Origin of the sequence: Streptococcus suis (assembly GCF_046032115.1) — a bacterium.
Classification (GTDB): domain Bacteria; phylum Bacillota; class Bacilli; order Lactobacillales; family Streptococcaceae; genus Streptococcus; species Streptococcus suis_AJ.
Genome location: NZ_JARQOZ010000022.1, coordinates 22,033 through 34,535, shown reverse-complemented (window position 1 = coordinate 34,535; position 12,503 = coordinate 22,033). Strand labels below are relative to the sequence as shown.

Annotated in this window: 11 protein-coding genes; 9 read left to right on the top strand and 2 right to left on the bottom strand. The window is 38.5% G+C overall.

Annotation, left to right across the window (positions count from 1 at the left end):
* Window positions 1-378: 378 nt before the first annotated feature.
* Entirely contained in the window at window positions 379-2,076 is a 1,698-nt protein-coding gene (locus tag P7J36_RS07645; protein WP_408551778.1) for an AAA family ATPase, read from the top strand.
* Complete coding sequence (mcrC, locus tag P7J36_RS07640; protein WP_398579796.1) at window positions 2,073-3,122, top strand: 5-methylcytosine-specific restriction endonuclease system specificity protein McrC; 1,050 nt, start codon at window positions 2,073-2,075, stop codon at window positions 3,120-3,122. The genes P7J36_RS07645 and mcrC overlap by 4 nt, the downstream gene beginning before the upstream one ends.
* A 78-nt stretch (window positions 3,123-3,200) precedes the next feature.
* Here the strand turns inward: mcrC and P7J36_RS07635 are convergent, their stop codons facing one another.
* Complete coding sequence (locus P7J36_RS07635; protein WP_408551777.1) at window positions 3,201-3,515, bottom strand: helix-turn-helix domain-containing protein; 315 nt, start codon at window positions 3,513-3,515, stop codon at window positions 3,201-3,203.
* Window positions 3,516-3,681: 166 nt separating this feature from the next.
* On the opposite strand from P7J36_RS07635, the gene P7J36_RS07630 reads away from it, so the two are divergent.
* Genes P7J36_RS07630 through P7J36_RS07620 form a run of 3 tightly spaced genes read left to right on the top strand, consistent with a single transcriptional unit; the run spans window position 3,682 to window position 6,838 of the window.
* Complete coding sequence (locus P7J36_RS07630; RefSeq protein ID WP_408551776.1) at window positions 3,682-5,517, top strand: hypothetical protein; 1,836 nt, start codon at window positions 3,682-3,684, stop codon at window positions 5,515-5,517.
* On the top strand, window positions 5,442-6,104 hold the full coding sequence (locus P7J36_RS07625; protein WP_408551775.1) for an LPXTG cell wall anchor domain-containing protein: 663 nt from the start codon (window positions 5,442-5,444) through the stop codon (window positions 6,102-6,104). The genes P7J36_RS07630 and P7J36_RS07625 overlap by 76 nt, the downstream gene beginning before the upstream one ends.
* A gap of 44 nt (window positions 6,105-6,148) precedes the next feature.
* Window positions 6,149-6,838 carry a hypothetical protein gene (locus P7J36_RS07620; protein ID WP_398587963.1) on the top strand — a complete coding sequence of 230 codons (690 nt, stop codon included), beginning with the start codon at window positions 6,149-6,151 and terminating at the stop codon, window positions 6,836-6,838.
* A 255-nt stretch (window positions 6,839-7,093) separates the two neighbouring features.
* On the opposite strand, the gene guaA is transcribed toward P7J36_RS07620, so the two are convergent.
* On the bottom strand, window positions 7,094-8,644 hold the full coding sequence (gene guaA / locus P7J36_RS07615; protein WP_408551774.1) for a glutamine-hydrolyzing GMP synthase: 1,551 nt from the start codon (window positions 8,642-8,644) through the stop codon (window positions 7,094-7,096).
* A gap of 273 nt (window positions 8,645-8,917) precedes the next feature.
* On the opposite strand from guaA, the gene P7J36_RS07610 reads away from it, so the two are divergent.
* From P7J36_RS07610 to P7J36_RS07595, 4 genes are all read left to right on the top strand, one after another.
* The gene (locus tag P7J36_RS07610) at window positions 8,918-9,616 is read left to right on the top strand and encodes a GntR family transcriptional regulator (protein WP_408551773.1); all 699 of its coding nucleotides are present in this window, start codon (window positions 8,918-8,920) and stop codon (window positions 9,614-9,616) included.
* A gap of 103 nt (window positions 9,617-9,719) precedes the next feature.
* A complete protein-coding gene (locus P7J36_RS07605) occupies window positions 9,720-10,052 on the top strand; it encodes a putative DNA-binding protein (protein WP_408551772.1) in 333 nt (110 codons plus the stop codon).
* Window positions 10,053-10,064: 12 nt separating this feature from the next.
* Window positions 10,065-11,639: a signal recognition particle protein gene (gene ffh / locus P7J36_RS07600; RefSeq protein WP_408551771.1), complete on the top strand. Its 1,575-nt coding sequence runs from the start codon at window positions 10,065-10,067 to the stop codon at window positions 11,637-11,639.
* A gap of 192 nt (window positions 11,640-11,831) precedes the next feature.
* On the top strand, window positions 11,832-12,500 hold the full coding sequence (locus P7J36_RS07595) for a SatD family protein (RefSeq protein ID WP_408551770.1): 669 nt from the start codon (window positions 11,832-11,834) through the stop codon (window positions 12,498-12,500).
* The last annotated feature ends 3 nt before the right edge of the window (window positions 12,501-12,503 follow it).

Below are 12,503 nucleotides of genomic sequence, written 5' to 3'. Positions count from 1 at the left end.
AGAGTGGCGGAACTATTAAGGAGATTTGATTCGGTAGAATATTGTTTGGAATACTATTTTAAAACTAAATGACTATAATAATCTATTTTGCTCTTTTCCAAGCCAGTAGATTCCGATACAAGATAGACCAGTAGCAATAAGCAAGACAAGTAACAGCACTTTCGAGTATTTCAGCACAGCCATCACACCTTTCTAAAACGTTTTCATTCACATATTATCATATAAAAATATCAAAAGCAACTATTTTGAGGTACCGCATTAAACGGTTACACAAGTATATAAATTCTAAGTTTACGACAGGAATGTTTAATGATAAAATATAGGTAAATTCGAACTCATAATTTAATAGGTGTAGATACAACACCGTTGGAGGATACTATGGATGAACAAAACCAATTCAATTGGGTAAACTTTTATAAGGAATTTGCTTGGAAATTAGTAGACTATAAAGATAATAGAGCAGAGCTGGTTGAGAAAGTAAAAGCTATCTATACCAAAACAAAAATACATATGCCCGCGTTAGAAAAGGACAATCAACTGAGAGATATTGATCCTTTTACGATATTTGGACTCTTCAATAAGAAAATAACAGAAGAGAATCGCATCAAAATTCTGACAGCTATAGCAGAATTATTCCACCTCCAAGCGGAAATCCCATCCTCTTTTGAAAGCATACCAGTACTGAATAATCAGAATGCGACTTTCTATTACTTCATCGGAGATCGTGATGAGAAAGATATTGATGACTTATGGGAACTTTTCATTGCTGCTTTGACCTATAGCAAGGAGCCTACGGCTGAGAAGAAAGAAAAATTTTCACACTATTTTGATTTGGCTATAAACAAGAAAGGAAATGGCAACAGCAAGATTACGATGGCCTTGTATTGGATTGCTCCTGACTTTTTCTTGAACTTAGATAGCAGAAATAAGTGGTATGTGTACGAATCTGGGGAGATTCCTACTGATGTTATCAAAAAACTACCAAAGATGAAGTCAAAAATTTCTGCCGATGATTATTTTTATATATCGGACTCTATGCATCATTATTTAAACAGTGCAGAGAGCAAACTGAAAGATTTTAAAGAATTATCAGCCATGGCTTGGAAATACTCTAAACAAATCAATCAAGAAGAGAAGGAAAGAAGTGCAAGAGCAATTTCTCCACTGACTGATGAAGCTGATACTGGAAACGAGATAGGTGGAGAAGAGGTAGTAGAAGATAGCTATACGAAAAATCACTTCCTATCAGAAGTCTATATGACAGAAGAAGAGTATGATAAATTAACCTCCATACTCCAAATGAAAAAGAATATCATCTTACAAGGAGCACCAGGAGTTGGAAAGACGTTTGTTGCAGAACGCCTAGCATTTTCATTAATAGGTAAACCAGATTTAGAAAGGGTCATGACAATTCAGTTTCACCAAAGCTATTCCTACGAGGACTTCATCATGGGCTTTAGACCTTCGACAAGTGGCTTTGAGCTGAGAAGAGGGGCATTCTATACTTTCTGCAAAAAAGCAGAATCTGACAAGGGTCATGATTATTTCTTTATTATTGATGAAATAAACAGGGGAAATTTGAGCAAAATTTTTGGTGAACTGTTTATGCTGATAGAAAATGACAAACGAGGCAAGTCTTTACAACTCCTCTACTCGGATGAGCAATTCTCAATTCCAGAAAATCTATATATCATCGGCATGATGAATACCGCAGATAGGAGTTTAGCCCTACTTGATTATGCACTGAGACGTCGCTTTGCCTTCTTTGACATTAAGCCAGGTTTTTCAACTGCGGGATTCAAATATTATCAAACAAATCTGAAAAACGAAAAATTCGATAGACTCATTTCCTGTGTAGAAAAGCTAAATCAGGCCATTTCAACAGAGGAAGTACTAGGAGATAGCTTCTGTATTGGGCATAGTTACTTCTGCGGTTTATCGGCAGAAGTACTGGACCAAGGTTTGCTAGAAGCCATTGTTGAATATGAACTGATTCCCCTCTTGAAAGAATATTGGTTTGATGAACCGACAAAAATTCATGATTGGAGTAGTAAGTTAAGGAGTACCATCCAGTGATACCTGTCCAAAATATCTACTATATGCTATCCTATGCATTCAAAATCCTTCATAAGCAGGAATATAAACGGATCGCTACTGAAGAATTTAAAAATGCTGCAGATCTACTGGCGGAAATAATGATCATTAGCCTCTCGATACAGGTGAAAAGAGGACTTGGTCGAGAGTATCGTTCTCAAACCGAGTCACTCTCGGCACTTAAAGGTAAAATACATATCGCTGAATCTTTAACACCTCCGAATTGGCGTAGAAAACAACTTGTTTGCCAATACGATGATTTTTCTCTTGACAGTACAATGAATCGCATTATCAAAGCAAGCATTGAGATACTGCTAAAAGCTGATATAAGCAGGGACAGGAAAAAGAAATTGAGAAAACTCTTAGTTTTCTTTGGAGAAGTCTCAAAAATTAATCTACACTCAATCAATTGGAATTTACAATATAATCGAAACAATCAATCGTATCAATTACTAATGTCAATCTGCTATTTGGTAGTGAATGGATTAATTCATACAGAGAGGGAGGGGAATAAGAAATTGATGAATTTTCTTGATGAGCGGAGGGAATCCTTGCTATATGAGAAGTTCATTCTTGGATATTATAAAAAGCATTATCCCCAAATACAGGTTACCGCCTCTCAGATACCTTGGGCACTAGATGATGGTTTTGGAGAAATGCTCCCCATTATGCAGAGTGATATTTACCTCAAATATAAAGATACTATATTGATTATTGATGCTAAATATTATTCTAGTAACACACAGATTCGCTTTGATAAGCGCACACTCCATTCAAATAATCTATACCAGATTTTTACCTATGTGAAAAATCAGGCTTATCGCCTGTCAGATACAAACGATACAGTAGCGGGAATGCTTCTATACGCTAAAACCGATATAGATATTCAACCTAATCAGGTCTACCAAATGCATGGAAACCAGATTAGTGTCAAAAATTTGGACTTAAACCTGCAGTTTGCAAGTATTGCTGAACAACTGGATGACATCATTACATCGCATTTTCTATCCCCTCCAAAACGGTACTAGTTAGAGTTTTGAGCTAGAAAACAAAAGGCCTTAGTTAGTGTATAAATACTAGCTAAAGCCTTTTTTGTACATTTATTCTTATTGCAGAGTTTTTATCATTAACAGAATGATCACCTCCAGTTCTTCACGTTTCTTTATCGGAAGTTTGTTTAACTCGTTCAAAACATTGTAATTTGTGGTTGAATCTACTACCTGGAAAAAATCAGACACTTCAATTTCAAGAGCAGAAATGATTTTTTCAAGTGTATCAACTTTTATATTCGAACCTTTTGTCTCGAGATTGGAAATATAGTCTATTCCGACCTCTGCTTTTTCACTTAACAGTTGTTGACTCAGATTTTTCTCTTTTCGTAATTGTCGAACACGTGTACCGATATATTGTTTTAATGTCATTTGTTTTCACTTCCTCACTACTATATAAATGATACGAGGAAATGAAATCAAATATAACTAGTTTTTATACTAAAAATAATAAATAAATTAGTCTACAGACTAATTTTATATGCTATAATAGTCTTAAACAAATATTTTTTGTTTACATTAAAAAAAGGGGAATCATATGAGAACACAAAGAAAAGTTGTAAATTCACTTGCTTTAACCGTCGCCCTTGGAGCATCTGCTACAAATCTTCAGGTGAAAGCTGATGAAGTAGTCACTCCAGTAGCTGAATCTACTGAAACAGTTGTAACAGCAACACCAACTACTATTTCTGCTGAACAAGTGGAACAAGCACAAGAAGTAGCAACAGCAGACGCACAAGCTGTTGAAGCACAAACAGCGGTTGATACAGCAGCTAGCCAAACACTTGCTACGGAAACTCAAGCAGTAGAAAAATTGACTGAAGCAGTTGCACAAGCATCTACTGCACAAGAAGCTCTTCCAGCAGCTGAAGCTGAAGTAGCTACTCAAACAGAAGCCGTTGCACAAGCTCAAACAGCTGTCGATACAGCTCAAGAAGTAGTAGACTCCGCGAATGCTGAAGTGGCAAGTGTGCAAGCATCTGCTGACGCAGCAAACGCCGTTGAAGCTAAAGCATCAGCTACTTTGGAAGAAGCAAAAGCACAACCAGTAGTAACTGCTGAAAGTGTAGACGCTCAAATTGCCGAAACAAAGAGCACTATTTCAGAAAAAGAAGCTGAAGTGGCTAAAACAGCAGTAGAAATCACAGCAACTGACGGTAAAATTGCAACAGCACAAGAAGCTGTGGATAACTACAAACCAACTACAGTTACCAAAACAGTAGCATCAAGTAATTATGTTGAAGCATCTGGTGCTGACCGCGATATGGAAGACATTATCCGTGAAACATTCCCTGATGCGAATCCTGCTGATTACGCACGTCAATTTGAAACAGTCATCTTTGATGGTGAAGACACGAAAACAGTTGTATTGACAGCTGAACAAGCTAAAGAATTGGCTGAAACAGGTTCATTCACTTACACATTCGATGCAAAAGCAGTATCAGAAGAAGTGGTGAATATCATTAACGAGTTGCGTCTTATTAACGGTATTACATTGACACCACGATATGGTATGACTCAAGATGATATTGCATTGAAAGTAACCGATAGTTTTGTAGACTTTGCAAACACACGAGCGCAAGAATTGGCAACCGATTTTTCACACAATAGCACATTAACCGACACTGCCAATGGATATGATATTAATAAATTGGGCGAATCAATTGCAAAAGATAATTACAGTTTCGTGAGCACTACTAATAACACATCAAAAGCTCTATCACACTCTGAATTAGCATATAACTTGGTACTCGGATGGTTTAGTGAATATAGTAATATGCGCGTGACATTCGGTCACCGTAATCATCTGTTAAGTGATGCTACGGGTAATCTCGCAGTAGGTATGGCAACTGATGGCACTAGTCAATACTTTGCGCTATTATCTGATAATGATGCCCGAACTATTCTTTTCCAACAATCAACAGTCGATGGTAAGTTGACACAAACTTACAATGGTGAGCGTTTGAAATTCTTGCCAAAACGTACATTTAACTATGTGACTACTACAGTGGTAGACAATAGTCAAGCGCTTAAAGACGCAGTCGTTGCCCTTGAAGCTGAGAAATCAGCCTTGCTTGCGCAACAGTCACTTGCATCTGACGCATTGAATCAAGCAGTATCAGCTCTTGCTACATTGGAGCAAGCTAAGGCGGATATTACCCTTGCAAATGCGAAACGTACAGCTGCAATTGCAGAAGCACAAATGGCATTTGACAATGCAATGCAAGTGCAACGGCTAAAACAGCAAACGCTACATTGCGCCAAGCTCTCGCATCACAAGAAGAAGCTCTTGCAAACTTGGAAACAGCTAAGGGTGACCTTGCAGACGCACAAGGTGAATTGGCAACAGCTAAGGCTAAAGTCGCTGAATTAAAATCCTTGCTTGTAAATCAAGACCAATTGCTTGCTGACTTGGAAGCGGCTAAAGTGCGCTTAAGCGACGCTGAAGTGGCTAAGGGTGAGTCAAGTGCATTGCTCGCTGAATTAGTAGCGAAAGCTGAAGCATCACAAGCTGAAGCAGACCGTCTTGCAACCTTGTTTGCATTACAAGAAGAATTCAACACAGTGATTACTGAAGATGACGTGACAGCCACACCAAAAGATGCGCCAACAGCACCAGTATTGCCATCAGTAGACTTCAATGATTTGTTCAACAAACCATCAGAAGAGCCACAACCAACAGATGTGGAAGTGCCGAAAGATGGTGATAAAGGTCAAGATTTGAATGTTATCGACAATATTGATAATGAAAAGACAGTTGTCACTCCGACAGTTTATAAGCCACAGGCAGGAATTACTGTTCAACAAACTGCTACTGGAGAAAAAGTAACTTATTCACGTGTTGAACGTGCTCATACATTGCCAAACACAGGCTCAGAGGATAACATCGTTTTGATGGGCATTGGAGTTGTCTTAGCTGGTCTAGGTCTTGCAGGAGCAAGAAGACGTAGACATGGGTAAAATGGAACTGATTTACAATATTGTGAGTGTGAGGAGATAAATTTATGAATACCTATTCTAAAGAAGAACTCATGGAAATGTTGGGGTATAGTTTTCAAGTTCTGAAAGCCGTAAAAGATTTAGACGATGCTATTTTAAGGGTACAAGATAGAGCAGCTAATAAAATTACAGGAAATTATATAAAGCTTCGTTCTTGGTATAACAAAGCTCTTGCAATTTTTATTTTATTTTGTATTGTATTAGGTGCTCTCCAAGGAAAATATTCACTTGGGATGCACACAATCTTTCAATTTTTATTAATCTATGTAGTATTTTGGGCACTGTTTTCACCTATCTTAGCTATGATAAATTTTGTTTTTAAGTATTTTGCAAAAAGAGAATTTGTAAAAGCGGAAACAAACGACGAGTCAAATGCATATCGTCAAAAAGGAAGAGAGCTACTAAAAGATAAACAATTTCTTGAATATAAAAGTATTATTCCGTCTACCTATTTCAATATGAATGACCTTTATCTACTTTATAGCTATTTGGAAAACTTTAGAGCAGATAATTTTAAAGAAGCTGCCAATTTATTATCGGAAGAGAAGCATCGAGACAATGTGGAATATAACCAAGCTATGATGAAAGATAGTCTTCGTTCAATTCAAAATAATGTACGCTACCAATCTGTTATGCAAACAATCCAATTACTTGAAACAGCAAAGATTAGGTCATCTATTGATTCATTATTCTAAGTAATGTGGTGAAACAGAATTTTGAACTTCTTAAGATTAGATAAAACAATTGAATTTAAAATTAAGAGATAGTGAATAATAAGCATCACTATCTCTTTTTGCTACGAGTAACAGATAAAAAATGAAGCCCAACCTTGAGCTTCATTTGGAGACAATTTGGAGACAGTTCAAACCAATTTATCTCATTTAAATGCTTTGTACAGGAGTTAGAATGCTGTTAAATCAAGGATTCTTAGCTAAAGTTACTCTTATATATTATTCCCACTCAACCGTTGCTGGTGGTTTACTTGTTATATCATAGACGATGCGGTTGACGTGGTCTACTTCGTTTACGATGCGGACAGAGATTTTTTGAAGAACATCCCATGGTAGTTTGGCAAAGTCAGCTGTCATTCCATCAACAGAAGTGATAGCACGGATGGCGATGGTGTAGTCGTAGGTACGACCATCTCCCATGACACCTACAGAGCGAACGCCAGTATTAACCGTGAAATATTGCCACACATCGCGGTCAAGGCCCGCTTTGGCGATTTCCTCCCGCAAGATAGCGTCAGATTCGCGGACGGTTTTAAGTTTTTCCTCAGTGATTTCACCCATGACACGAATGGCAAGGCCTGGTCCTGGGAATGGTTGGCGCCATACAACTTCATCCGGCATACCAAGAGTAGTACCGAGGGCGCGAACTTCGTCCTTAAAGAGAGTATTGAGCGGTTCAATCAACTTGAACTGCATATCTTCTGGCAAACCACCAACGTTGTGGTGAGATTTGATTGTCTCAGCAGTATCCGTTCCTGACTCGATAATATCGGTATAAAGTGTTCCTTGAGCCAAGAATTCCACATCCGTTAACTTGCTCGCCTCATCGTCGAATACGTAAACAAATTCATTACCGATGATTTTACGTTTCTTCTCAGGGTCAGATACGCCAGCAAGTAAATCCAAGAAACGCTTAGCAGCATCAACGCGAATAATATTGAGACCAAACTTGCCACCCAACATCTCCATAACCTGATCGCCTTCATTCTTACGAAGAAGACCGTGGTCAACGAAGATACAAGTCAACTGGTCACCGATAGCACGTTGAAGAAGGACACCAACAACAGAAGAATCGACACCACCTGACAAACCAAGCAAGACTTTCTTGTCACCGACTGTTTGACGGATTTTTTCGATTTCTGTTTCAATAAAGTTTTCCATTGTCCAGTCGCCCTTAGCACCACAGATACCAAATGCGAAGTTTTTCAAAATATCATTTCCATAAACCGAATGACGAACTTCTGGGTGGAACTGGATACCGTAGATACGACGTTCTGTGTTTTCAATAGCAGCAAAAGGACAGTCAGCAGAAAGACCAACCAAGTGGAAGTCAGCAGGAATCTCAGTTACAGCATCCCCGTGGCTCATGAGTACAAGCTGTTCTTCTGGTGTGCCAGCAAACAGAGCTGATTCAGCCTTCAGTTGAAGTGTTGATTGACCGTACTCACGATTACCAGCCTCACCAGCAGGAACAACCTTACCACCCAACTTATGAGTGATTAACTGCATGCCGTAGCAAATCCCCAAGATTGGAATACCTAATTCAAAGATTTCAGGATCAATATCGAAGGCATTTTCAGCGTAAACAGAGTTTGGACCGCCTGAAAGAACGATACCAATCGGATTGATAGCACGAACTTCTTCCGCAGTAATCTTGTGATTTTTCAATTCTGAAAAGACACCAAATTCACGAATGCGACGTGAGATGAGCTGATTGTATTGACTTCCATAATCCAATACAATAATTTTTTGGACATCTTGTTTTGTCATGTTTTTCCCTTTCGTTTTGAAAATAATTCAAATACTGTTACTTATTTTATCATAAAAACGAACATTTTCCAAACTATATTTGCTAAATATATGTTTTGCAAACTATAGGAGAATTTATAAATTAGAGCGTTCGTCTTTTTCTAGATTTTACTGAGTTTGTTATAGTGAAAGGGTGCAGATTGTTTGTCTAGGAATTTTTTACAGATAAAAATCGGTCTAGATTAGTCAAAATCACGATATTTTGGTAAACTAGAAGCAAGAAAGGCTAGATAGATGAAAGCAGCATACATTACTATTCATGATAAATTAAAAGAACAGATTGATAAAGGAGTCTGGAAAGTCGGGCAACGATTACCTAGCGAGCGTGATTTGGCAGAGGAATTCGGCGTTTCTCGGATGACCTTGCGCCAAGGAATTACACTCCTGGTCGAAGAGGGAGTCCTTCAGCGAAAAGTTGGTTCTGGCACTTATGTCGCAAGCACTCGTGTCCAAGAAAAAATGCGTGGGACAACCTCCTTTACAGAATTGGTACAGATCCAAGGGAAAGAGCCGAGCAGCCAATTACTGTCTTATATCCGAACTAAACCCAACGATAAGGAAGTTGAGCACCTTGCTTTAGCGAAGGGAGAATACATCATCCGGATGGAACGGGTTCGATTTGCTGATAATGTCCCTGTTGTCTATGAGGTCGCTAGCATTCCAGAACGCTTAATTAAAAATGTTCCTAAAGAACATGTGACCAATCATTTCTTCAAGACTCTGATTGACAATGGCTACCGTATCGGAACAAGTAAACAAACGATTTTTGCCCGGCTGGCTAGCGAAAAAGTAGCCAATTATCTACAAATTTCCAAGAATCAAGCAATTTTAGCCTTGAAACAAGTTTCCTATCTGGAAGACGGCCAGGCCTTTGAGTATGTAAATAGTCAATACGTTGGCGAACGGTTTGAATTTTACTTAGAGAATAATTAACTACATTTACATAAAACAAATTATGTAAACAACATCTGTTTTCGATTATCAGTGACAGATGTTTTTATTTATAAAAGCTAGAATTTTTGATATAATAAACCTTATGGAAATTGAAAAAACCAACCGAATGAACGCCTTATTTGAATTCTATGCAGCCTTGCTTACAGACAAGCAAATGAACTACATCGAGCTCTATTATGCCGATGATTACAGTTTGGCTGAGATTGCTGAAGAATTTCAAGTCAGCCGTCAGGCGGTCTATGATAATATTAAACGAACAGAAAAATTACTGGAAGACTACGAGATGAAGCTACATATGTATTCAGATTATGTAGTGCGTAGTCAGATTTTCGATGAAATACTGAGCAAGTATACAGAAGATGCTTATTTGAAGGAAAAAATCGCTATTCTAACCAGTATTGATAATAGAGAGTAAGAGGAGAAGTATATGGCTTTTGAAAGCTTAACAGAACGTTTGCAGAATGTTTTTAAAAATCTGCGTCGTAAGGGAAAAATTTCAGAGAGTGATATTCAGGAAGCAACCAAGGAAATTCGTCTGGCCTTATTAGAAGCCGACGTTGCCTTGCCAGTTGTAAAAGATTTCATCAAGAAAGTACGTGAACGTGCTATCGGTCATGAAGTCATTGAAACCCTGAACCCTGCTCAACAAATCATTAAAATTGTTGATGAAGAATTGACGGCTGTATTGGGTTCTGAAACTTCAGAAATTATCAAATCACCAAAAATTCCAACTATCATTATGATGGCGGGTCTACAGGGTGCTGGTAAAACGACCTTCACAGGTAAGTTGGCTAACAAACTCAAGCAGGAAGAAAATGCCCGTCCACTCTTGATTGCTGCCGATATTTATCGTCCAGCTGCCATTGACCAGTTGAAGACCCTTGGTCAACAAATTGATGTACCTGTTTTTGAATTGGGAAACCAGGTTCCAGCACTTGAAATCGTTCGTCAAGGTTTGGAGCAAGCTAAAGCCAATCACAATGACTATGTCTTGATTGATACGGCCGGTCGTTTGCAGATTGACCAAGCCCTTATGGCCGAATTGAGAGAAATCAAAGAGTTTGCTCAGCCAAACGAAATCCTCTTGGTCGTCGATGCCATGATTGGTCAGGAAGCTGCCAACGTTGCGCGTGAGTTCAATGATCAACTGGCAATTACTGGTGTGATTTTAACCAAGATTGACGGCGATACACGTGGTGGTGCAGCCTTGTCTGTCCGTCACATTACTGGTCAGCCAATCAAATTCACCGGTACTGGTGAAAAAATCACCGACATCGAGACCTTCCACCCAGACCGTATGTCCTCACGTATTCTGGGCATGGGTGACATGCTGACCTTGATTGAAAAAGCCAGTAAAGAATATGATGAGAAGAAATCATTGGAACTCGCTGAAAAAATGCGTGAGAATACCTTTGATTTCAACGATTTCATCGATCAATTGGACCAAGTTCAGAATATGGGACCAATGGAAGACCTGCTGAAGATGATTCCAGGTATGGCTGGTAACCCAGCCCTTGCCAACTTGAAAGTTGACGAGCGTGAAATTGCACGAAAACGAGCTATTGTATCTTCTATGACACCAGCCGAACGAGAAAATCCTGATTTGTTGACACCTAGCCGTCGCCGTCGTATTGCTAATGGTTCTGGAAATAGCTTTGTCGAAGTCAATAAATTTATCAAGGATTTCAACCAAGCGAAAACCATGATGCAGGGTGTCATGTCAGGCGACATGAACAAAATGATGAAACAAATGGGAATCAACCCAAATAATCTCCCTAAAAACATGCCAAACATGAACGGTATGGATATGTCTGCTCTTGAAGATATGATGAGCGGTGCAGGCATGCCGGATATGAGCCAACTAATGGGAGGCACTGGTATGCCAGACATGTCCCAAATGTTTGGAGGCGGTTTGAAAGGTAGAATCGGCGAGTTTGCTATGAAACAAGCCATGAAACGCCAAGCCAATAAAATCAAGAAAGCTAAAAAGAAGAGAAAATAATCTCTTCTTTTTACTTTTCAGTTAAAATCGCTAAGCTACAGCAATCAGAATAGGAGTAGCAGAGTAGATAAAGTGATTTTCGAACATCAAATCTTTCCTTTATAATAGAAATAATTAAAAGTATCCTTTTTAATAGACAAATCAAATAATGTCCGTTATAATGCACATATAGTCACAAATAAAGGAAAAACAATGAATTATATCGCAATAATTGGAAAAATTATCAATTCTCAATACGTTACCAACCTTAACAATAGGCAAGAACAACTGAAACTGCACTTAAATAAAATCAACCGTTCTTTTTCGGATGAGTTAGCATCTCCATTTACAATCATTAGGGGAGATGAATTTCAGGTCTTATGCAAGCCTAACCCTTATATATTTTTGATGATTGACCAAATTCAGTTGGCTTTTCGTGACCAGATTGAAATCCGTTTTGGAATTGGTTTAGGGGAAATTCTAACACCTATCGATCCCAAACAAGGTACTGTAGTAGATGGACCAGCTTATTGGGAAGCACGCAAGGCTATTGACTTCATTCATGACAACCATGACTATGGCACCAGCAAAATTGCATTTTCATCTGAATACAAGCAAATCGATCGTGTGATTAACCCCTTGCTAACTTCTAGCGATTTCATCAAAGCTGCCTGGAATCGTTCGCAAACGGATTTGTTTGAGACCTTAATCTCCAAAAAAATCTATCAAGAAGAATTCACACAAAAGCCAATTGCTGAGAAAATGAAACTGAGTCAAAGCGCCTTTACCAAACGTTTGAAATCCAGCGGAATCAAACTCTATCTGCGTAATCGTCAAACTGCAATGAATTTGATTCTCCAGCTCAGTCAGAAAGAAGGATAAAGC

Excerpts from the sequence above, each read along its gene's own strand:
- P7J36_RS07605 (WP_408551772.1), top strand. The coding sequence starts at position 9,720 with ATGGAAATTGAAAAAACCAACCGAATGAACGCCTTATTTGAATTCTAT.
- guaA (WP_408551774.1), bottom strand. The coding sequence starts at position 8,644 with ATGACAAAACAAGATGTCCAAAAAATTATTGTATTGGATTATGGAAGT.
- P7J36_RS07645 (WP_408551778.1), top strand. The coding sequence starts at position 379 with ATGGATGAACAAAACCAATTCAATTGGGTAAACTTTTATAAGGAATTT.
- ffh (WP_408551771.1), top strand. The coding sequence starts at position 10,065 with ATGGCTTTTGAAAGCTTAACAGAACGTTTGCAGAATGTTTTTAAAAAT.
- P7J36_RS07620 (WP_398587963.1), top strand. The coding sequence starts at position 6,149 with ATGAATACCTATTCTAAAGAAGAACTCATGGAAATGTTGGGGTATAGT.
- P7J36_RS07595 (WP_408551770.1), top strand. The coding sequence starts at position 11,832 with ATGAATTATATCGCAATAATTGGAAAAATTATCAATTCTCAATACGTT.
- P7J36_RS07635 (WP_408551777.1), bottom strand. The coding sequence starts at position 3,515 with ATGACATTAAAACAATATATCGGTACACGTGTTCGACAATTACGAAAA.
- P7J36_RS07610 (WP_408551773.1), top strand. The coding sequence starts at position 8,918 with ATGAAAGCAGCATACATTACTATTCATGATAAATTAAAAGAACAGATT.
- P7J36_RS07630 (WP_408551776.1), top strand. The coding sequence starts at position 3,682 with ATGAGAACACAAAGAAAAGTTGTAAATTCACTTGCTTTAACCGTCGCC.